This is a genomic window from Streptomyces sp. NBC_00358, assembly GCF_036099295.1.
Taxonomy (GTDB): domain Bacteria; phylum Actinomycetota; class Actinomycetes; order Streptomycetales; family Streptomycetaceae; genus Streptomyces.
Map to the genome: position 1 here is coordinate 205,945 of NZ_CP107976.1, position 20,609 is coordinate 226,553.

General features: G+C 68.1%; 17 protein-coding genes and 4 pseudogenes. 5 read left to right on the forward strand and 16 right to left on the reverse strand.

What is annotated here, in order from left to right:
- Positions 1–279: 279 nt before the first annotated feature.
- Positions 280–2,337, forward strand: coding sequence for an FUSC family protein (locus tag OHT01_RS01025; RefSeq protein ID WP_328551173.1), 2,058 nt, complete (start codon positions 280–282; stop codon positions 2,335–2,337).
- Between the two features lie 802 nt (positions 2,338–3,139).
- On the opposite strand, the gene OHT01_RS01030 is transcribed toward OHT01_RS01025, so the two are convergent.
- The 7 genes from OHT01_RS01030 to OHT01_RS01060 all read right to left on the reverse strand — a co-directional run bounded on the left by OHT01_RS01030 (position 3,140) and on the right by OHT01_RS01060 (position 8,809).
- Entirely contained in the window at positions 3,140–3,700 is a 561-nt protein-coding gene (locus OHT01_RS01030; protein WP_328557988.1) for a Dps family protein, read from the reverse strand.
- Between the two features lie 132 nt (positions 3,701–3,832).
- The gene (locus OHT01_RS01035; protein WP_328551174.1) at positions 3,833–4,603 is read right to left on the reverse strand and encodes a glycosyltransferase; all 771 of its coding nucleotides are present in this window, start codon (positions 4,601–4,603) and stop codon (positions 3,833–3,835) included.
- Positions 4,600–5,214 (reverse strand): class I SAM-dependent methyltransferase, encoded by a 615-nt coding sequence (locus OHT01_RS01040; protein WP_328551175.1) that lies wholly within the window; start codon positions 5,212–5,214, stop codon positions 4,600–4,602. Before OHT01_RS01040 ends, OHT01_RS01035 begins: the two co-directional genes overlap by 4 nt.
- The gene (locus OHT01_RS01045; RefSeq protein WP_443043346.1) at positions 5,211–5,975 is read right to left on the reverse strand and encodes a PIG-L deacetylase family protein; all 765 of its coding nucleotides are present in this window, start codon (positions 5,973–5,975) and stop codon (positions 5,211–5,213) included. The genes OHT01_RS01040 and OHT01_RS01045 overlap by 4 nt, the downstream gene beginning before the upstream one ends.
- 5 nt (positions 5,976–5,980) lie before the next feature.
- The gene (locus tag OHT01_RS01050; RefSeq protein ID WP_328551177.1) at positions 5,981–6,985 is read right to left on the reverse strand and encodes an acyl-CoA dehydrogenase family protein; all 1,005 of its coding nucleotides are present in this window, start codon (positions 6,983–6,985) and stop codon (positions 5,981–5,983) included.
- A 31-nt stretch (positions 6,986–7,016) separates the two neighbouring features.
- Positions 7,017–7,268: a hypothetical protein gene (locus OHT01_RS01055; protein ID WP_328551178.1), complete on the reverse strand. Its 252-nt coding sequence runs from the start codon at positions 7,266–7,268 to the stop codon at positions 7,017–7,019.
- Between the two features lie 59 nt (positions 7,269–7,327).
- On the reverse strand, positions 7,328–8,809 hold the full coding sequence (locus tag OHT01_RS01060) for a hypothetical protein (protein ID WP_328551179.1): 1,482 nt from the start codon (positions 8,807–8,809) through the stop codon (positions 7,328–7,330).
- 1,167 nt (positions 8,810–9,976) lie between these two features.
- On the opposite strand from OHT01_RS01060, the pseudogene OHT01_RS01065 reads away from it, so the two are divergent.
- Both OHT01_RS01065 and OHT01_RS01070 read left to right on the forward strand, forming a co-directional pair.
- Positions 9,977–10,117 (forward strand): annotated as a pseudogene (locus OHT01_RS01065) (helix-turn-helix domain-containing protein); the annotation flags it as partial.
- A gap of 371 nt (positions 10,118–10,488) precedes the next feature.
- Positions 10,489–10,719 carry a DUF6479 family protein gene (locus OHT01_RS01070; protein WP_328551180.1) on the forward strand — a complete coding sequence of 77 codons (231 nt, stop codon included), beginning with the start codon at positions 10,489–10,491 and terminating at the stop codon, positions 10,717–10,719.
- Between the two features lie 144 nt (positions 10,720–10,863).
- On the opposite strand, the gene OHT01_RS01075 is transcribed toward OHT01_RS01070, so the two are convergent.
- From OHT01_RS01075 to OHT01_RS01110, 8 genes and pseudogenes are all read right to left on the reverse strand, one after another.
- Positions 10,864–11,478: a hypothetical protein gene (locus OHT01_RS01075; protein ID WP_328551181.1), complete on the reverse strand. Its 615-nt coding sequence runs from the start codon at positions 11,476–11,478 to the stop codon at positions 10,864–10,866.
- Positions 11,475–12,062, reverse strand: a complete 588-nt coding sequence (locus tag OHT01_RS01080; RefSeq protein WP_328551182.1) for an RNA polymerase sigma factor — start codon at positions 12,060–12,062, stop codon at positions 11,475–11,477. Before OHT01_RS01080 ends, OHT01_RS01075 begins: the two co-directional genes overlap by 4 nt.
- A gap of 437 nt (positions 12,063–12,499) precedes the next feature.
- On the reverse strand, positions 12,500–13,183 hold the full coding sequence (locus OHT01_RS01085; protein WP_328551183.1) for a peptidase inhibitor family I36 protein: 684 nt from the start codon (positions 13,181–13,183) through the stop codon (positions 12,500–12,502).
- The gene (locus OHT01_RS01090; RefSeq protein WP_328551184.1) at positions 13,180–14,136 is read right to left on the reverse strand and encodes a hypothetical protein; all 957 of its coding nucleotides are present in this window, start codon (positions 14,134–14,136) and stop codon (positions 13,180–13,182) included. The genes OHT01_RS01085 and OHT01_RS01090 overlap by 4 nt, the downstream gene beginning before the upstream one ends.
- Positions 14,137–14,548: 412 nt before the next feature.
- A pseudogene (locus tag OHT01_RS40115) lies at positions 14,549–15,258 on the reverse strand (hypothetical protein).
- Between the two features lie 20 nt (positions 15,259–15,278).
- Complete coding sequence (locus tag OHT01_RS01100) at positions 15,279–15,626, reverse strand: hypothetical protein (protein WP_328551186.1); 348 nt, start codon at positions 15,624–15,626, stop codon at positions 15,279–15,281.
- A gap of 806 nt (positions 15,627–16,432) precedes the next feature.
- Positions 16,433–17,492 (reverse strand): annotated as a pseudogene (locus OHT01_RS40120) (peptidoglycan-binding protein); the annotation flags it as partial.
- A 610-nt stretch (positions 17,493–18,102) separates the two neighbouring features.
- A complete protein-coding gene (locus tag OHT01_RS01110) occupies positions 18,103–18,840 on the reverse strand; it encodes a hypothetical protein (protein ID WP_328551187.1) in 738 nt (245 codons plus the stop codon).
- 332 nt (positions 18,841–19,172) lie between these two features.
- Between OHT01_RS01110 and OHT01_RS40125 the strand changes: the two are divergent.
- Positions 19,173–19,229 (forward strand): annotated as a pseudogene (locus OHT01_RS40125) (hypothetical protein); the annotation flags it as partial.
- 37 nt (positions 19,230–19,266) lie between these two features.
- Positions 19,267–19,491 carry a zinc ribbon domain-containing protein gene (locus tag OHT01_RS40130; protein ID WP_443043347.1) on the forward strand — a complete coding sequence of 75 codons (225 nt, stop codon included), beginning with the start codon at positions 19,267–19,269 and terminating at the stop codon, positions 19,489–19,491.
- Positions 19,492–19,857: 366 nt separating this feature from the next.
- Here OHT01_RS40130 and OHT01_RS01120 read toward each other — a convergent pair whose 3' ends face one another.
- A complete protein-coding gene (locus OHT01_RS01120) occupies positions 19,858–20,556 on the reverse strand; it encodes a GntR family transcriptional regulator (RefSeq protein ID WP_328551188.1) in 699 nt (232 codons plus the stop codon).
- Between the last annotated feature and the right edge of the window lie 53 nt (positions 20,557–20,609).

Sequence of the window (20,609 nt, forward strand, 5' to 3'; positions counted from 1 at the left end):
CGAGTAGGAGTCGTCGGCGATGTGGCAGTCCGGTACTGCCGACTCGCGGTGCCGCCCGACCTCCGTGCCGGTCGGCTCAGGGTTTGAGTGCCTCGCTGAGGGTGGGGTAGCAAGGAATGATCGTGTCGAGGCCGACCAGCGCGACTACCCGCCGTCGAGTTCGCGGAACTCTTCCAACCGAGCCCCGTTACCTGCCTTGTTCTCGGTTCCACGAGGTGCCCTGCTGAGGCGAGTTGGGCAGCTGATCCGGCGCAGCCACCGCCCCGCCACCGCGGTGCTGTGCCGGACGGGCTCGTCTCCCCCGCGTATGCCGCGTCCGCCGCCCTCGGTGCCTACTCCGCGGGTGGGGCCACCTTCCAGCGCACCCGGCGTCCACGCAAGGTGATCGCGCTCGGCGCGGGCGCGGGTCTGGCGCTCAGCACCTTCGTGGGCTACCTGGCGGCGGGGCGACTCGTGACGTTCCTCCCACTGCTGGCCGTATGGGCCTTCGCCGCGGGGATGGCATGGGCCGTCGGATCGACCGCTGGGATCGTCGCAGCGACGACGGTCGGCAGCATGCTGGTGACAGTCACCCTGCCCACGAGCGTCGGACGAGCCCTGGAACACGCCGGGGTCATCGCGCTCGGGGGCGTGGTGCAGGCCGTGCTGATCTTGCTGTTCCCGATCCGCCGCTGGGGGGCGCATCGTGACGCGCTCGCCGACGCCCTGGCCGCCGTGGCGGACTACGCCCGCCGGTTGCGGCACGACCCGACCGCCCCGTTCGACCCGGAGCCGTTGATGACGGCCCGGGACGCGGCCGCCGTGACGCCGTCACAGGCCCGCACCCGTCCCCCCGTCCTCCACGGCCCCCGAGGACTCGCCGAGCGCATTCGGCCGGTCGTCGCCGCGCTCGCCGACCCGGACGTCGGCGCCCCGGCGGAGGGACCCGGGAGGGACCGCGCGCGGGAGTTGCTCGACGCGGCCGCCGACGTCCTGGATGCGGCCGCTCGTTCGATCCGCCGCGGCAGTCCCGCCGAGTTGCCACCCGGGAGCACGGACGTCCTGCGTGTCGACGGGGAGCACGAGGTGCTGGAGGGCCCCGCGCGACAGGCCGCCGAGCGGCTCGTGGAACTGCTCGGCGAGGCGTTGGAGATCGCCGGGAGCGGCGACGCGCGCGGCAGGACGCCCACGCCGCCCGGCCCTGCCGGCGCCCAGTTCCTGGTGCGCCCGACAATGCTCCGGCTGGTCCCGGTCGTCGTCCGGGCGGTCCGCCGTGAGCTCCGGCGGGACTCGCCCGTGTTCCGGCACGCCGTCCGCCTGGCGGCGGTGGCCACGCTCGGCTACCTGATCGCCACCCGGCTGCCCCTCGGCCACAGCTACTGGGCGCCCCTCGCCTCGGTGATGGTGATGCGGCCGGACTTCCACCGGACGTACGCGCGCGCGGTGGCCCGTTTCGCCGGGACCCTGGCGGGGGTCGCGCTCGCCACCGGGATGGTGCGGGCCCTGGGCCCGGACGCCCATGTGTTCGGCGCGCTGGCGGTGATCTCGGCAGGCCTGTCGTACACGCTGATCCGTACCGGCTACGCCTACTCCCAGTGCTTCACTGCCGCGTACGTCGTCTTCCTGCTCGGCATGGGCGGCCAGACGTGGGAGCAGACGGTCCCTGAGCGGGTGGTGCTCACCCTGCTCGGCGGGGCCCTGGCAATGCTGGCCTACGTGGTGTTCCCCGCGTGGGAGACGCCCCGGCTGCCGGGCCGGCTCGCGGACTGGCTCGCCGCCAACGGCCGCTACGCGGCCGCGGTGCTCCGCAGCTACGCCGAACCGACCCAGGAGCATCACGCCGACATGCGCAGGGCACTGCTGGCGAGCAGGGATGCACGTGCCGCCTGGCAGGAGACATACGACCGGGCAAGGCAGGAACCGGTCCGCCCCAGGGGTCTGACGTCGCGCGAGGCGGAGGAGGCGCAAGAGGCGCTGAAGGGGTTCGGCCGGGCGGTGATGCTCATGGAGAGCCACGTCCCGCGGGCCGACAGCCGTTTCCCCGAGGCGGAGCGGTTCGCCGAGGCCCTGGAGACGGACACCGCGAAGGCAGCGGTCGACGTGCGCGAGCACAGGAATCCGGACTGGGGGCGTGTGGAGGAGGCGCTCCACACGTGGGAGGACGCTGCCGCCGGCAACCGGAGCCCGGTCGTACGGCGCGAGGCGGAACTGCAAAAACGGGCCTTGGAAAACCTCGCGACGGCCGTGAGTCGCACACCCCTGGAACGGGACGTCGGCTCTGCTCGCGAGGAACAGCGGGTGCGGGCTGCCGTGGCAGCGGAAGGTGACGGATCAGGCACCGCGCACCGGGGTGGGTGACGAAGTCGGCCACGGGGAGCGCCGCGCCTCCTGGAGCGGCAAGTAGTCTCCCGGCCGCGTCGGGCGACGCCACACGTACACCGCTGTCGCCATCACGAGGATCAGCCCCGCCAGGATGAGCAGTTCCCCGGGTACTCGGTGCGACGGGCCCGCATGCGGGGCGGCGGGGGCGCCGTCCGATGTTGCCGGTGGACGGCCGCGTGTGCCGTCCTGGCGCTTCTGACCGTCGGCCACGCCAGTCGCCGCCTGCGCACGGCGCGAACGCACACGCTCACGACCGCGACGGCGGCCGCCGGCACGTCCAGCGCTGTGGTGCGGCCGAGTCGCAGGATCGTGATGTGCCCGCTCGCCTCCGGTACCGGCGGCAGGCTCCGGCGCCGGCAGGCGGGCGGAGTGGGCGGCCGCAGCACCGTCGACGACCTGGCGTTCGAAACGGTTGGTCTGCGCGTCGCCGTCGCGCGCGAAGACTGGCCCATCGGCGACATCGTGTCGGTCCCGCTGGACGAGTGGCTCACGGTGACATCGTCGCTCTCGCTCTTGATGCCTGGCTCCGCGCCAAGGGCTATCCACCGGACCTCACACGACCGGGGACCGAAGTCCTTTAACCAGCCGTCTCACTGCGGAAGACGGGCCTGACCCAAGGCCGGGACCGCTCTGACCCCCAGGTGCCCCTGGACGTCAGCGACGCGCAGTCCGTCGGTCTCGTCCTGGGTCCACGAAGCCGTGGACGCCGGCGATTGCGCGCCGGATCCCGCTCGTGTGATCCGGGTGCCAACCGTTCACGCCGCCTCTGCTGTTGATGTCACTGGTTCATGGCCTGCTGGGCGGCTTCCGTCTCCGTGGTGGCATCGGCTGTGGTGAGCGTGCCGCCTGCAGTCTCCAGATGTGCCCGGACGAACCACTGGAACTGCTCCAGGTCGCGCAGTTGCTCGATCAGCAGGTCCTCGGTGGCCGGGTCGATCTCCCCCACTGTCTTGACCGCGGCGCGCAGGTCCTCGATCAGTCCGGTGTACACGAGGTCGAGCGCGCCGAGGTGAGCGATGGCGTCGGCGCGGCCGACGCTGTAGTCCTTCCAGGTTCGCTCTTCGACCAGGACGCCCGGGGTGCCGTGGGCAATGCCTCCCAGGGCGGCGAGGCGCTCGGCGACGTCATCTGCCATGGCGCGAACGCGGTCGACCTGCGGGTCGAGCATCTCGTGCACGGCGATGAAGTGCGGGCCCACCACGTTCCAGTGGACGTGCTTGAGGGTGAGGTGGAGATCGTTGAGGGTATGCAGGCGCTGCTGGAGCACCTCGATGAGCGAGCCGGCGTCCTGCACGGTGAGGCCCGGGACGGTGTAACGGGGGGTGACCTCGGAAGGCATTGCCATGTCTCCTGTTCTCGTGCGGTTTGCCCCCTCCCGGTACCCGTGATCGAAGGACACAACCACCGCAGCATCCTCCGGACCGGACAGCCCTCCCGCCTCGCCGGACTGCGCGTCCCTGGGTACCTGGTGTCAGACCGGCTTCACCGGGCCCAGTGGTTCAGGACCGCGGTGACGAACGGAATCGGGGCCATGCGGTGCGGGATGCAGGGAGGCGAGGAGATCCGCCAGGCCGCCGGGAGCCCGTCCGCGCAGGCGGGCCGCAGTGTGCACGGCATGCTGGTCGGTACGGGCGATCCGGTAGCCGGCCGCGAACAGCCGGGCCGCGAGGTCGCGGTCTTCGCCGGTAGGCAGGGGTGCGAAGCCGCCCACCCGCAGGTAGGCGACGGCGGACACGCCCAGGTTGGCTCCGTGGACGTGCGGATGCTCCCATATCGGCTCCGTCTCCTCGAGCGGACGGGTGCCGAAGTAGTCGGCGTCGTGACGGGCCACACGAAAGGCACCGGCCGTGATGGGGGCGAGGCGGATGGTGCCCAGAACGGCGTCGTAGCCCCGCCACGCCCAGGCGACCTGGTGGGTGAGCCACGTGGCCGGCACAGTGGTGTCGGCGTCCGTCATGGCCAGCCATACCTCCGGGCCGGCATCTGCCAGCAGCTTCAGGGCGTGGTCGATGCCGACCGCCCGTGCGGCTCCGACATTGCGGCTCGGGGTATTGACGACGTGGGCTCCGGCGCGGGCGGCCAGAGTCGCTGTGGCGTCCGTGCAGGCATCCGCCGCCACCACGATCACGACGGGCATCGGCGCCACGTGCTCTACGGCCGCGTGCACGCTGCGCATACAGGCATGTATGCGGTGTTCCTCGTTGTGTGCCGGGATGACGACAGCGAGGGCTGCGGGGGTCACGCCAGACCCTCCGCGCAGGCCGGGGACAGCACCGGGCCCGGGCCTGGGCGGTGTTCGTGGACGGTGAGGGTGAAGTCCGGATCGTCGTAGCGGGCGAGGCGGCTCAGGCCTGTCAGGGTGTCCAGGCGGTCGGCGATGTCGCGGCCTGTGCAGGTGTGCTCGGCCACCGGGTGATTCCAGTGCACCGTGACCAGGTGACCGCCCTCCCCCAGGCTCTCCGCACTTCGCTCGAGCAGCCGTGAACGTGTGCTGGGATCGAAGTAGTAGAGGAGTTCCGACAGCACGATCAGATCGAAGGAATCCTGGGGCCACTGCTCTGGCACGATCATCCGTTTCACGGTGACGTTCTCCAAAGCGGAGGTGCGTCGAGTCGCGGCTTCGACGGCCGCGGCGACGCGGTCGGTGGAGAGCAGCTGATCGCATCGGGCAGCCAGGAGTTCGCTCAGTACGCCCACCGAGCAGCCCGGCTCGAAGGCCCGCAAGTAGCGGAGGCGGGGCAGGGCCGCCACGGTGAGGTTGTACTTGCGGCGGTCGTACCACCGTTCCGCGAGATGCCAGGGGTCGACGGCGCGGGCGTACTGCTCGTCGAAGTAGCCGGCGGGGGTGTTCAACGCAGCACCGTCTCGAAGGTGCGGGTGTGGTGGGCGATCTCCTGCGCCGGCAACACCGGCCCGACGCCGCAGCTGCGGGGCTCCAGTTGGGTGGTGAACCGTGACAGCGCTGCCTTCTTACGGTCGACCGCCCTCTGGGCCAGAGGAAGAACACAGGCCCGGTTCCACGGCACACGGGGGTCGCAGGGACGAGCCCAGTGCCACATCCACACGGGGTAGAACCACACCGGCGTGGAGCGGTCGCGGCCGGCACGTTCGGCGGCTCGGCCGGCGGCCTCGTGGTCACTGTGCAGGTCACCCACCCACGGCGCCACACACACCGCAGCCCCGACGGCGGCCAGCACCTCGCCGATCACGGCTTGCGCCCGGGTCTCGTACTCATCGAGGCCCGTATCGGGCAGAGCGGCATGCACCGGGGCAGGCAGGTCCCCGAGCTCGCCCAGCGCTGCGGCCAGTTCGCCACGGCGGCGGGCGGCCAACTGTTCCCGGGCCGACGGCGACGCGGGGCCGTGGGACGCTTCCCCGTCGCTCAGGCACACCGTGTGGACCGCCACAGCGGCGTCGAGAAGGGTGGCCATGGCACCGCCGAATCCCAGAACCTCGTCGTCAGGGTGAGCCGCCACGACGACAACCGGACCTGTCGGAAGCACCAGGTGGGGCAGATGGTCCGGCAGTCGCGCCGCCTGCCACTCCGCCTCGTCGGTGCCCGGCGAGTCGATCGCCGCGGCGGCGGCCAGTCTCGCGGCGTCAGCGGTCTCCAACGAGCTCACCGTGTTGCCTCCGCCGGGTCCGCCGTCACCAGGCGGCCGAGTTCGGCCAGGTCCGCCTCCGCATGGTGCTGGCGCAGGTAGACCGTCAGGTCCGCAACCGCGCGAGCGTGCCGTTCGTCGTAGCACAAAGGCCCGGCACCCGTGGCACGCCCCACGTGGTCCAGTACCTCGGTGCACCCCTTTTCGGCGAGGGCCCGCACGCGCAGACTGCGCACCCGCGCTTCGTCACGTGCGTCGAGAGGATCGGCGTCGATGTCCTCACCCGCTTGCCGCAGGATTGCGTCCGCCGTGTTCAGCAGCACATCAACCACTCCGAGATGGGCGGCCGCGTGCGCGGTCAAACGTCCAGCCGCGCCTCGCTCGTACAACGGCGCGGCGACGGCGTGGGCACCGCCCAGCCAGCAGGCCGCGACACCGATTCCACCGTGCTGGAAACCGGGCCGCTCCAGATAGCACTCCACCCCGCCGACGGCCTTCGCGGGTACATCCGTGAAGGACATCTCCAGGCTGTCGCTCCCGGCCATACCGATCGCCGGCCACGTCCCTTCCACGGGCTGCGCGCCCGGGTGGTCCAGCGCGACGGCGAACAGCCGGTAGCCGTCCTCGGCGTCCGCGCTCACCAGAGCGTGAGTGCAGGCGTGGGCACCGGAGCAGTAGGGCTTCACGCCACTGAGCGTCCACCCCCGATCGCTGCGCGTCGCGTGCGTGCCGGGACCCGGTGGGCGCGCGGCCCACACTCCCCACCGCTCCCCTTCGGCGGGCAGGCGATGGTGGTCCAGTTCGTGCAGGATCGCCGCAGCGTCCAGGTGCCCCTCGGCGAGCCGTGCAAGCGACAGGTCCCGCCGCCCCAGGGCCATGAGGACGGCGAAGCGGCGCGCCGTCGAGCGGCCTGGCAGCGGCACGCTCGGGGCCTCGCGCTCGACGAAGTCGGCGAACAGATCCGCCGTGCGCAGTTGCGGGGTGCGGAGGTGATCAGGCGACTCTGGGGGCGTGCCAATCACGCGGACCTCCTGCATACATCGTCGAAGAGCGTCAGCAGGCGTCTGGGTCTTCCGTCAGCACGGTCCGTGCCTGGTCGGCGGGCAGGCGTCCGAGTGCCATCACAATGCCCACAGCCTGCTCTCTCACCGTGTTCGCGCCGGGGTTTTGCGGCATGCCCGGTCGCTCTGGCAGCGCCCCCACCTCATGTGCGGTGGCCGCGGTGCGCGGGATGGTCGTGGTGGTCGACTGCTCGGAGTCCGGGTCACCCTTTCGGTCGTGGTCGGAGGCCAACAGCTCCCGCATCCGACTCGCCTCCTCGTTGATCTGGGCCGATGCCGGGCCCCCGCCGTACGCTGAGCGGATCACCCGAGCATGGCAAGAACGGCTGGGGTTCGCCGTGTGGGGATCTGCATGGCCAGAGGAAATCGCAGCTGGCGGGGTGATCCCCTGCTCGGCGTGCGCCTCCGGTCCGAAGCACTGATTCGCGTATGCCCCGCCGTCACGTCAGCAAACATCGGCCACCAAAGGGCCCACGGCGTCTCTGGGCCTCCCTGGCGGGCTAGGGATCCAAGGCCAAGCCCGCTCAACACGCCTGGCTGACAGAGAAGTTGCTCATGCTTCGCCAGGGGCGGCAATCGGCAGGTTCGGGGCCCTGCGACTCTCAGTGGCAAGCCGGGGCCGCCCTCACCGGATAATCGCTGCTCCGCAGCGTCAGCGGCGGCCAGGACGCCCAGGGTCGCCAGGACAACCACGACGACCAGGAGCACAAGGGCCACGGAGGCGGGCGTGGGGTAGTGCCACAGGACGAGCGCCAGGGCACCGACCGCGATGACGACGACCGTGGTCAGGGGCCTGTGCATGCGCAGCCACTCTCCGGCCGCACCTGGCTTCCGTCCCGTCCGGGCGAGGGCTTGCCCGGCGGTCTGGGTCCCTCGGGCGGCAGCTGCGCGCACGGCACCGGCACCGCGACCATGTCCGTAAAGATACCCGGAGATCACGGTGAGCAGTGCGGTGAGGAGCACGGTGAGAATGGTTTGCCGGAGGAACCTCACCAGGGTGTCGTAGAGGGCTGCTGCCGCGTCCTGCGACTGGGCTGCCGGAGGCACCGCGTCCAGACAGATCTGACGGATCACGGCGAGTGCGATGAGCAGCACGCACATCATGGCGCCGATACCGCTGCCTGCGGCCATCAGCGCAAGCCGGTGTGAGGGCGCCGCCCAGATGCCCAGCCCGGCGAGCACGACCACCGTCCAGGGCAACCACGGGGCGACGACGCTGAGCCAGCGGGCAGCATCACGGGCCTCACTCAGATGGTCGTTGTGCACCAGCACGATCGACTTGTCTGCCCCGGGAATGTCCTCCGCCCCGACAAGGGTCACGCCGATCAGCTGCTTCTGAAGTTCCTCGATGACAGCGCCGACGTTCAGCGTGATGGTGTCGCCCTTGACCTCGACCGCTCCGCCTGCCTCCCCTGTGAGGACGTTCGTCGCGGCGGTGTGCGCGCCGCGGTGGATGCTGTCCCACGCCTTGGCGAAAGCATCGCTCGTCACGACTTGGGCGACTGTGTAGCGCACGCCGGCCCTCAGCCCGCCCTTGAGCTCTTCATCCAGCGATCTGGCCGCGTCGACCAGGAAACGGGGCGCATTCTGGTCGGCCAGAGTGTCGGCGAGTGTTTCGGTGATCTTGCGAACGTCAATCTTGTGGACCAGACCATCGGTGGCACGCTCGATGATCAGGTCCTGGACAGCGGGGTCTCGGGCGAGGGGTGAGACCGTCTGCTCATACCGATCTATGTCGGTGACCTCGGAATTTACCCAGGTGGCGACGACGCTGATGGGCGCCATCAGAACAGCCAGGAGGAGGAGCAGGGACGCTCCGCAAAGGCGCAGGCGACCGCTTCGCACCCCGAGAGGGCGCTGCAGCCGCTCGTCCTCCGCTCGTTCGGCATGGCCCGAAGGGCCGTGCAGCTTGTGCCTGCCATGCTCTGGCGGGCCGGGGGGCGGCAGACGAGTCCACGGCGAACTCCCTCCGCGCGCAGTCCTCGGCGCACCACGGCGGTATGCGCCCTGAGGGGCGGATACCGTAGGACCGGCCAGCCCCTGTAACCTCCATCGTCGTTCATCGACCACAAGCACGCAGCCTGTCCAGGAGCTCCCCGTACCTTCGCCTCCCCTGGTCATGGCCCGCTGCCGAACACTGCCGCATCTGCTCCCGAAGATCGGAGCGGGCACGGTCCGGCTGGAGTCGGCCCGCGCAATCACCTGCCGATGATCCCGTCACCTGCCGCAGCGTCTGCTGCCGACAGGCAGGAACGGTCACAACCGTTCACGCCCCGCTCCCTCAGATCACCCGTCCCAGGACGGGCAGAACGCCCCGGACAGAGGTAGGTCGCGAGGTCACAGGAACCTCCGAAGACGGCCGCCTGTCGTCGCGGATCTCCCAGCGGGCTCACAGGCGCCGGAACCAGCGCAGGCGGGCGAAGGCGCGCTCCACGACCCAGCTTCCACACGGCACGGAGCGACAAAGGCGCTACAGGAGGGCTACGACGCCGAGGACCGCGCCCACGCCGAGAAGGCGATCGAGACCTTCGCCCGCAGCTACGGGACGCGGTGGCAGACCTCACGAAGATCATCGACGACCGGGACACGGCCGGCGTTCTACGCCTTCCCTGGCGCGATGCAGCTCGTCGCCATGGGGATCTGAGCCCTCAAGTTCCAGCCCTCGCCGTCCGCACTGGCGCACGGCGCCCGACCCTTCGAGCCGCAGGCACCGGGCAGAACAGCGACGGCCGGACACAGCCCGGAGGCACTGACTTGGTCACTCCCGACTGAAAAGCCCAGGCCGGGGCACTCGGTCTCGGCGGCACCAATGGGCGCCGCTCCCCGAGAGAAGGAGAATCCCGTGTACATAGGCCTGGGTACCGTCGTTCTCATCATCGTCATCGTCGCTGTCGTCATGCTGCTGCGCCGCGGCTGACCCACGCTCGGCACCTGTACGCGATCTCAAACGACATCCGCCGGACCTCTGCCACGCTGGTGGAGTTGAGCGTGGTCGCAGGTGTCGCGGTCACTCAAGTCGCGGCCCGGTATGCGATGTCGAGGCATTCGGTGCACTCCTGGGTGCGCAAGTACGAGCAGGCGGGTCTTGCGGGGGCTGGGGGCGTCGCCGGCGTCGGTTGCGCAACCACCCTCCTGCTCGAGGGACCGGCTCGCCGAGTACGTCAAGACCGCATGGCAGCAAGAGCAGTCCGCGCGGTGCATCCCTCTGCCGACAACCTGACAGGACCAGGAAACCTCAGCGGCGGCCGACACCCTCCCAGCTACAGCTCCCTGCCGCGAACGGTGACCACCGCGACGGAGGAAAGAGGCCGCGCCCCCAGCACTGCGCGAGGCCATCTCTCGAGGTGATCGATGAGGCGGCCACGACACTCGGGATCGTTCCCGAGCGCGGCATTTTGACCAATTTCGCAATGCTTTGAGTATCCGCGGGCCGTGAAGGCCGGAGAACGGGGTACACGGCCACCATGATCGCCTCTCAAGTCCTCGCGGCCGACGGCTCGTCGTCGCTCTTCCTGATCGTCGCCGGTGTAGTGGTGGCTGCCCTTCTGATCGGCGCGTTCTGGTACGGCAGCCGACGCGCAGCACACCGAAAGAGTTCCGGCGCCAGGCCGGTAGCGCCACATCCACAGACGGCACCCCGTCAGGATTCCTGGCAGACACCTGACGACGACACCGACGGGCAGCCCCGGCATTGACCCGACCCCCACCGCCACGCCTGGCACTCAGTCACCCCTGCGCTGATTGAGGCCGTTTCCCGCGGCATCACACTGAAGATCGCACGCAGGGCACGGCCCACGGCTCCGGTCTGGGCAAACTGTCAACTGGCGTAACCGTCGGTCTCAACCGTCGGCCACGGGCCTGGAGCCGATGGCTGCGCAGGCTGCCTCCTTTGTGGGGTAGCCGTCCGCCGGGTAGATCACCGGCCCGCCGAGTTTCCCCTGGCCGTCGGTGGCGGAGGACTCGCCGCTGTCGGGCTGGGCGTTGGGGAAATAGCAGGCCGCGAACCGGGTCGGCTTGGGAGTCTGCGGCACTGTGCCCTGCATGGGCTGGTTCCACATCCGCTCCCAGGTTGCCGCGCAGGAACGCTCCGCGTCCCGCGGATCGAAATCCTTCATGGCTTTGAGCGGCAGCTGGCTCAGGTCCGCCTCGGGCGACAGCGTGCGAGCACACATGACATTGCGCCCGTCCTCGCCCCATGGACCGAATGTGGCTACGGCAGCCGTGGTGGCGCCCCCGAGGAGGACGGCCGTGGCCGCACCCACCATGAACAGGTGTCGGCGCCTCCCGGAACCGGCCGTGCCACGCGGCTGCTCGGTACGTCGCAGGATCTCCCGCAGGACGGCCTGGCCGTCTTCGGAGGCCGCCCAGCCGTCGGTGGCGTCGCCGGTGGGGCGCAGGGCGCGGACGGCGTTGAGGTCGGACGCCTGGCCGCGCTTGGTGGCGGTCTGTTTCATGCTGACTCCCGTTGGGTGAAGTGGGCTTGGGCAAGGGCGCCATGGACCGGCTGTGCATGGCCTGCACGGGGCAGCGCCGCCCTGAACCTTTTGCGTGCCCGGTGCAGGCGCACAGCGAAGGCAGTGGCCGTGCAGCCCATGGCCACAGCCGCCTGCTTGGCCGTCAGTCCGTACCAGGCACTCAGCACGAGTACCTCCCTGTCCTGTTCGGAAAGCGCTGACAATGCAGCGGCCACCTCGACCCGTGTCCCTATCGCGTCACCGATCTCCGCGGCGCCCGTCCGGTCGGCCATCACCGCCAAGCGCTCGGTCAGCGCACGGTGCCGCTGGTCGGACCGCACGCGGTTGGCGAGCAGCCGCCGGGCCGAGGCGAGGAGCCACGGCAGGGCATCGTCGGGCACGGACCCGGACTTGCGCCAGGCCAGCACGAAGGTCTCCGACAGGATGTCCTGTGCTGTCTCCCGGTCCGTACGGTGCAGCAGATACGCCAGGACCCGATCAGCATGAGCCCTATAGAGAGCCTCCAGGGCCCGGTGTCCGGCCGGGTCACCGTACTCCCCGGTGGTTGTTCGTCGTCGTCTCACAGCACCTCCATCTTCCGCCCGTCAACGGCTGTCAACCGGTAGATGTACGGCCGGACCGGATCTCTTACAGCCTCCGGCGGATTCAGACTCGGGCCATACCGGCACAGGTGACGATCGCGCAGGGGCTACTCGCGCGGTTCTTCAGCCAGTCCTCGGCAAGCAGGCGGGAAAGGATCATGGCGGCTCCTCCCGTCCGCACTCGCCGGTCTGCCCGTCAGCGCGCCGCTCGCATCGGCGACGCTCCCGGCCCCCGCACGGCCCTTGCCCGGGTCGATACCAGAGCCGCCCGTGCTACCGCTGCGCGTACCGCGGTCACGTCATCCGGTTCGGCTCGGCCCTGTATCCGGATCCGGTTCGAATGGGCCTTGAGGCGTCACCTCCGGTGGCGCGCCTGTGCACAGGAAGCGTCACTTCTTTGAGATCGTCTGCGGTGTCTCTCATGCACGCTTGACTTCGAACACGTCGACCTTGTCGTTCCAGTTGCCGCCACCGGGGTAGTCCATGTTCTTGAAGTTCGACCAGCCGTGCGGAGGCTCAAGCTCGCGCTGCCGGTCGTGCAGCAGGCCTGAACGTGAGTCCCAGATCGTCGCGAATCCGTAGTTGAGCGGCCAACGGGCCACCCAGTAGAAGACCGAGCTGAGCTTGTCCCGGAATCCGTAGTCACCGAGATTCTTCTTGCCGCTGCTGGAGAACTGCAGACGCCTGCCCTTGTAGTTCGCGTCCTGATACAGGCACCAGTAGTCGGACGCGCAGTTGTCGCGCGGGTCCGAAGCAGCCTGGAGTTTCGAGGCCTTGATGGTGTCCTCTCGGACTTTCGCAGGCAGATCGGGATCTGCCAGGGATTCTTCGTCCGTGTCGTAGCAATGGACTTCGCCGTCGGGAAGTTCGGTGCAGATGTTGGCGCCTTCCCATGACGAAGAGAGGTCGATCTTCTGTCCCCGGTAGTCGGCGATCACCGGCTTCACCGGCTCCGTCGGCCCTTCTTTGACCGGGGGCGGGGTTGTGGTGACCGACGGGTCCGGGACGGGTCCGTCGGCGTGCGCCAACGGCCCGGTGCCGAGGAGGAGGGCACCGGCAGAGACGGTGCAGAGGAGGGCAGAAGCAAGGGATTTGGATATCAAGGGTTGTTCTCCATTGTGGTGTCGTAGTGGTGCAATATGACCCCGCCGTGGCCATAAACAGTGAGGACGTAACCCTGCTGGAGGTTGACGCCTGTTCCGGTCAGGAAAGACGTCAACGTCTTGTCGAATTCGTCGAATCCGCTTCCGTAGCCGGACTTCTTACGGGTCCACACGGTGAGGGTCGGCACACCGGCCCGGTTCTTCACGTACTTGAGGCCGTACACGTCCCGGTAACCGCCGACGCTTCGGTAGCGTGCCGCCAGGTCGCTGTCGCTCCTGGCCAGCGACGCGCTGGCCGTCGGCTGACCGCCCGCAGCGGCCGAATCGTTCTTCGGTGAGGTCTCTGTGCTGCATCCCGAGAGCAGGACGGCGGCAATCAGCAGGAACGCGGGCAGGGTTCTCTTCCCGGTCCCCGCATGCGACGGGTCAGCCATGGACAAGAGGTGAGCTTTGCGGGTCCTTGGCAATGGCCGCCTTGCCGTCGCCCTCGATGTCGTGGACGACCGTCGAATCCGCCGACCACCCCACCTCACCGTCGTAAACCGTGGACGGGGCCGGGCAGTTGTTGACCGGCTCGTCGAGGAACCAGGTGTGGTTGTCGTTGACGAGTCGGGCAGATCGCACGTCTTGGTCGTGACGACGTGGTCCTCGCTGGTCTTGGTGAGACGCTCTTCCAGCCTTGTCGTGATCTCGAAGCTGGTGAACCGCTTGGACAGGTCGATGGCTTGACCGTCACGGATCTGCCGGCTCGCCGTCAACTTGCCCGAAATCAGCCCGTCCTTCAGCCTGACGGTGTTCTGCACGTAGGAGGTCGTCACCAGCTTCTGACCGGAAGAGACAACATCGAACTGGGAGCGGGAGAACTGGTCCGTGGCGGATGCCGGGGCCTCCAGCAGCATGCAAGAAGCCACGGCCGCGCCGATCGATCCGACAGGCGTGAGCAGGTGACGCATCAGCACTTCCTTTGTTGGTGAACAGGCGGGATCAAAAAGCCCCCGCCTCCGAGACCCGGACCGTCCAAACAGCGGTGCTTGCCCAAGACGCCGGCCGGGATGGATGTCTTGAGGTGAGGTGACGCGAAGGACGCCGCATTCGTCGGCGGAGCACCCGGAGCCGGGCTCTATGCGCCTCCGGCATCTGACCGGGCACACCAGCTCTTGCGCGCAGACCGAACGGTGGGCGCATCCTGGTCCGGTTCCGTCATGCGGCCGCGGCCTGCGGGCTCCGAAAACGGGCCCCGGCAGGATCGAAGTCAGGGTCGACGTCGTGGCAGGAGCGGGCGCAGCCGGCCCCAGGATTCCGGGGAAGCCCGGCGAGGCCGGGGGCTCAGAGCGCGAGTCTTCACTTGTCGGTCGGGTACGGAGATCAGGCTTGGCGGCGGGCCAGCCGTTGTGCGGCCCGGCGTCTGTCCCGCTGGAAGGGATCGGCGGACGCCCCGGCGCCCTTGCCCGGGGTGACAGCCCACGTCCGGAGCTTGTCCGCGACCCTGGTGAGGTGGCCGTCTTCGGGCGGGGCGTCGATGTAGAACAGGGCTTCGTCAGGCCATTTGTCGTCACCGCCCCAGCGGACGACACCTTCCAGGTCGGCGAGGATGTCACGGACGATCACGAGTTGGTTGGAGAAGAAGCCGCCCCGCTGTCCGGAAGGGTAGAAGCCTGGGCGGATCTGGACTGCCGTCCCCGAGGCGAGGTTGGACTCGGCCAGCTCGTTCCGGATCGCTCCGGGGTGGCGCCAGCCACGTCGTCGCGGCGCAGTGGGTCGACCTCATAGTGGAACCGCTGGACGACATGAACGAGAACGGTTTCGATGTCCCCCATACGGACCTGGACGCCGTCGAGAGGCGTACCGGGCACAGGGCGGGTCCAAATGTTGCCGCCGTCGTCGGCGGACTTCTCCGTCTCCCAGCCGTTCAGCGACGGTCGGCCCGTGACCGTCCTGCCCGGGACCTGAGCCTCGCCAGGCCGCGCCTCCGCATGGGCCGGCAGCACGTTCCCCGTGAAGGAGGCCAGGACAGTGGCGCCGGCGACAGCGGCGGTACGGGAGAGCAGGGTGCGGCGTGATAAGTCAGCGCTCACGTGCGTAACTCCAGAAGTGGCTAGAGAGCCGAAGAGACTGCTTGGAAGATGAGGAAGGGAACGAGAACTGCCGGCATGGCCTTGAGCCACGGCCCCACGGGCCGGTCCCGACGCAACGGGACCAAGCCGTCCGCCAACACCAGCAGCAGCAGGACAAGCAGTCCGGATGCGGCCACGGTCCATGTGGCCACGCCGGCCCGGTCGCAGTCGGCCCCGCACACTTCGATGATCGTGCTGGAGCGGTCGATGACCGATCCGCCCCATCGGCGTTCGGAAAGCCACCACAGGCTGTACAGGGGCACCATGGCCGGGATCCCGACGAGGAGGTTGACCAGCAGCGCCAGCCACGCTGTCCGCAGATTCTTCATCAGGCGTGTTCACGCATCGGCGCGTAGTACTTCTCGAAGATCCGGTACAGGCCCATGCGCTTCCTCCCCTCCGTCTGGGCGTCCTCCGTGGTCCCCTGATAGCGGATCAGGATCCTTTCGGTGTCCGCCTCCGAGGAGTTGACATTCGGTCCGGCAACATCGATCAGGGAGGCGTGGTACATGTGGACGAACGGCACGGTCGCGATGGTGAACGAGTTGTTCGTCCTCAACTTCGTCCAGATCTCGAACAGATCGGCGTCGTCGTCCGGGTTCCGCCGCGACCCCGCGGACAGCAGCCCGCGGTCGACCGCCAGGTTCCTCGCCTTGATCGCGGTGACACCGAAGATCTGTGCCAGACCGGTGGAGGAGTCCCGCATCGAGTCCGTGATCGCATCCGGCCACGAGTCGGGCAGTTTGCCGGAGTGATACTGGTACACGGCGGCGTCGGAGTAGCGGTCGTCGACTTTGAGGATCTTGCTCACGTTGTAGTGGCGCATTTCCCAGAGCACGGGGATCTGGATCAGCGCCTTGCGCATTCCGTACCGTCGGGCCAGGTCGGTGAACACGTTGTCCCAGCTGAGCACGAAGTCAACGGCTTCGGTCGTGGTCCACTTGGTATACCAGTTCGACTCGGGTACGCAGACCGACTCCATGTAGGCCCGGATGTCCGCGCGCAGGGCGTCCCAGAAGGTGTTGTTGAACTCAGCATCGAGGCCGGAACCGCTGGACGGTGACGGGTCGAAGGAGTTCTGCCCGATGTCCCTGCCCTGGGCAATATCGATGTCGACGTTGATGCTGCTGTCCCCGGAGCCGACCGTCTTGGTGACGATCTGATCGAAGGCCCAGTTGTTGGGCAGGGGATAGCCGAAGTTGCCGGAGAACGCGTACGACATGTCGGAGACGAAACTCGCGTCCGCCAGCTTGAGTTCCGACACCCGCGAGCAGATGTTCCTGGGCCCGTAGACGCCGACCAGGTACTTGCCTCCGGTCGACTCGATGCCGTCGTTGATGCCCTGAAAATGCGGGATGATGTTCCTGGTGACCTCATCGTCGACGGCCCGTGACCGGCAGTTTCACGTACGCCTGGAACTCGCGAACCGCGTCGGCCAGGCCGGCGGTGAAACTTCCCTCGAATGCCACACCGTAACGCCTGTTGAAGATCATGGCCGCAGTGAACAAGAGGACCCAGGTGCCCCTCGCACCGATGGTGATCGTGTGCCCCTTCAGGCCTTCCTGAGTGCCGGAGCCGAAGTTCCCGTTGGCCGTACCGTCGGCCATGCCTATCTCGTACTGCACGGCGTAGATCATGGCCTTGGCCACATCACGCGAGTAGATCCCGTCACACGGGACGATGAAGAAGTCCTGCCGGTCGACGTAGCGTCCGTTGAGCCACTGCTGAATGCTGCGGACGGAGTCGGAGCCGTTTCCGACTCCGACATAGGCGTCCATGTTCAGCAGACCCTTGAACACCTTCGGCACGAGATCGCTCCCCCGGTAGACCTGGTCCACACCCATGCGCTGCTTCAGCGAAGAAATCGAAGAAGCGACCCGGTCACTGAACTTGCCGTCGATGCCGCCGCCGTCGTAGCCCTTGCAGTACAGGGCAGACTGAACGATGCGTATGAAGTCTGCCGACGGCGCCGTGGAAGCGTTGACAACCGGATGCTTAGTCCGCAGAGCGGACAATGTTCCGGGTCCGAAGCTGTTGGACAGGGAAGCGATCCCTAACTCCCACTGCAGAGCGCGAGTGAGGGCATACATCGTATTCCAGCCGGTCTGCCCGTCCTCCTTGACGGTCATGCCGGCGCGGCTGCCATAAGTCGCGTTGACGAATTTCTGCGCCTGTAACACCATCTCGTCGGCCATCGGCACCCCTCCGTTTCGGGCAGGGGAAATCACACGAAGAGGCAAGCGGCTCCCCCATGGTCCGCGCCAATACCCCCTCTTTTCGAACGGTTGGTCAGACGCGTTCGAGGCGAGCGGGACCACTGTAGGCAGGCGATAACCCTGAGACGCAAGAGAAAACCGACAGACCACCCCTCTCCTGTGGCGCAAAAGCGACACATCGACCGGTCGGCCGATGTCGTGATCCTGCGTAGCCATGGAGAATTCCCCGTGAAGAGCAAAGGCCACCCAGGGCGTCGCCTCGCGTCAAATCGGCTGAAAGTAGGCCTCCTTGGATCTCAGCACCGCTCCCGGGAGTCTGGTCATGCCCTCACTCCGCAAAGCTCGCTCCGCAATCGGTGGCTTCCGTGCCGGCCCCGCGCGGTCATCGAGCTGATGCTTCGCTGAACCGGAGCCTGCCCTGGCGATCTTCGATGTCAGTACGCTCTCCGGAAGACCAGGACCTGACACCCCAGGGCTTCGCCAAAGTGCACCCTTGGTCGACTTGTCCGGTTCTATGGTGTGGTGACGCTGCAGACACTGCCCTGGACCGAGAACGCCGTGCGACGCCACCACGCCCTGTGCACTCAGCTCAGACGTGCTGCATCCAGATATTGGGCTCCGTATATGTGCCATGGTCAGCGGACTGGTCGACCCGCAGCAGGCTCAGCCCTCCCGGGATGACGTAGTCACCCGTCTCTGGGAACACCATGCCGGTCCACTGCTCCCACTCGGCGACGGTGCCGGTCATGGTCTGCGACTGGGGAGCCGCCGCGAGAATTCGGGCGCCCAGACGCTGGTGGGTGCGGATCCATGGATCGAGGGCCATGCCGTCCTCGCGGGTCCACCCCATGAACGCCTCGACCGACGCCAGCGGATAGCGCGCCTTCAACGTTGGGCGCACCGGCGCGATGACCCGTGGCCATCCGGCGCCCTCGGCGAGCCGACGCAGCGCGTTGAGCATCTCCCCGGCGAGGCCGCGTCCCTTGAGTGACGGCGTAACGATCGCCCCACAGATCACCAGAGTGTCGGGTTCGACGCCCTGCTCTCGGCCCTCGACGGCGCGGATGGTGGTCTGGGTGTAGCCGGAAGGGAGCGTTTCGGTCCGCCCGTCCCACCGGATCGGTATACCCCAGCCTGACGCGACCGGCAGCCCGCGCTCATCCACCAGCGTGAGATCGAGGTCGGCGAACCATTCCCGGATCCTGCCGATGTACTGCTTGGCCAGCCGATCGGCTGTGATGAACTCCGGGAAACCCTCACTGAAGAGCTCGCGCAACTGCTCATCAGGCCACGTACGTGCGTCTGTTCGCTCAACGATCAATGTCACGGGCCTGTTTATAGCGCACCCTCCACAGGCCGAGCGAGGAAGTTCAGCCCCAGGGTTTCGGCAGCTTCGCCTGACGATTCGTGATCATGTGAGTCCGAGGAGCGCGAGGGGCCGGGGTTCGCCGGCGTTGTGGCGGAGAGCTGCAGCTATGTTCGTGGCTCCGGTCAGCCGCAGTGCCCCGACGGCGAGGCTGCGCCATGTCGCCATCGCACGGGGTGCGTTGCCTGTTTCACAGTGAAGCGGTGTACGTCGAGGATCTCGCGGTGAAGGGTCTGGCCCGCACGCGCCTGGCCAAGTCGGTGCACGACGCCGGATGGTCGGCGTTCGTGAGCATGCTGGAGTACAAGACGGCACGGTACGGGCGGGTCTTCGCCCGCGTGGACCGGTTCTTCCCGTCCTCCCGGCTCTGCTCCGCCTGCGGCTTCAATGACGGCCCCAAAGACGTGTCAGGGCTGCGGGACCATCCACGACCGCGACGTAAACGCCGCGGTCAACATCAGGACCGAAGGACGCAAGGTCGCCGCCGGACAGGCGGAGACCGTAAACGGCAGTGGAGCGCAGGTATGCCCGGGATCCGTCCCGGCACCGCGCGATGAAGCAGCAACCCGCCGAGACGGTCAGCCGACCGTAGTAGGAATCCTGGCCCGTTAGGGCCGGGAGGATGTCAATGACGCCATTCGTTGCCCGTAGGCGCTGAGCACCGATGCGATCCGCCCATTGATCCCGTTGGTCATTGCGCGCCTGTCCGGCTCGGAGCTGTCGACATACGCGGCAACTACCGCTTCAACCTGGCTGTCCAGTTCGTGTGGAAGCCTGATCCGTAGATAGCCGTTGAAGCGTCTGTCGCCAAGACGCGCAAGGTCTGTCATCACGTCGCCCGCTTCCCCGTCACCCCTGCGGCGGGACAAGACAGTCCCCCCTTCCGCCAGTACTCGGCCTTGGAGACATTCCTCGGCCTCGCCGCCGCCCCTCTGCCGCTCCAAGAGGTCCGTCCGCCTCACCACGAAGGACACGGTCTTACTCCGCGGGTTCGCGAAGGGTGCAGCCGGTCAGTCCAGCCGCGGTCTGCGTGAGGTGCTGGATCAGTACCTCGGCCGCGGTGTCGGCGTCGCGGGCCAGCGCCGCCTCCTCCAGTTGGCGGTGCTCGCCGACGTGGTCCCGGCCGGGGACGCGGTGCGCCGACCAGCGGCGAGCCAGTTCGCTCGCGGTCCACGTCCGGTCGAAGGTCTCCAGCAGAACGGGGTTGCCGCAGCCCTCCAGCAGGGTGCGGTGGAAGACCCGGTGGGCTTCGGACCACGCGCCGCTGTAGTACTCGCCCTCCTCCGGCGCGTACGCCGGGGTGCGGGCCAGGCGGTGGTGAGCGGCCCGCACGCGGGACTCCCAGTCGACGTCGCCGCGCTCGATGGACATGCGCAGCACGACCGGTTCGATGGTCCGGCGGGCCTCCGCGATCTCCTGCCAGCGGCGGTCGGAGCAGGCCGGGACGGCGAAGCCGCGGTTGGGCAGCCGGTCGGCGAGGCCCTCGCCGACCAGTCGCACGAGCGCCTCGCGCACGACGGCCAGGCTCACGCCCTGTTCCTTGGCGAGGTCCTGCGGTTTGAGCGCGTGACGGGGGGCGTGGTTCCCGCTCATGATCGCGTCCCGCAGGTGTGCGTAGACCTGCTCGGAGAGCATCTGCTTCCCCGGTGAGGTCGAGGTGTGGGCCGTCTGAGTCATGTCCTCAGCATAGACGATCCAGTAAATAATCGATTATTAGTGTTATGGTCGAT

Bases quoted from the DNA above. Each gene is read 5' to 3' on its own strand.
- OHT01_RS01075 (WP_328551181.1), bottom strand. From the start codon at position 11,478: ATGAAACAGACCGCCACCAAGCGCGGCCAGGCGTCCGACCTCAACGCC.
- OHT01_RS01030 (WP_328557988.1), bottom strand. From the start codon at position 3,700: ATGCCTTCCGAGGTCACCCCCCGTTACACCGTCCCGGGCCTCACCGTG.
- OHT01_RS40130 (WP_443043347.1), top strand. From the start codon at position 19,267: ATGACGGCCCCAAAGACGTGTCAGGGCTGCGGGACCATCCACGACCGC.
- OHT01_RS01100 (WP_328551186.1), bottom strand. From the start codon at position 15,626: ATGAAGAATCTGCGGACAGCGTGGCTGGCGCTGCTGGTCAACCTCCTC.
- OHT01_RS01055 (WP_328551178.1), bottom strand. From the start codon at position 7,268: ATGCGGGAGCTGTTGGCCTCCGACCACGACCGAAAGGGTGACCCGGAC.
- OHT01_RS01070 (WP_328551180.1), top strand. From the start codon at position 10,489: ATGATCGCCTCTCAAGTCCTCGCGGCCGACGGCTCGTCGTCGCTCTTC.
- OHT01_RS01120 (WP_328551188.1), bottom strand. From the start codon at position 20,556: ATGACTCAGACGGCCCACACCTCGACCTCACCGGGGAAGCAGATGCTC.
- OHT01_RS01090 (WP_328551184.1), bottom strand. From the start codon at position 14,136: ATGCGTCACCTGCTCACGCCTGTCGGATCGATCGGCGCGGCCGTGGCT.
- OHT01_RS01060 (WP_328551179.1), bottom strand. From the start codon at position 8,809: ATGGCGCCCATCAGCGTCGTCGCCACCTGGGTAAATTCCGAGGTCACC.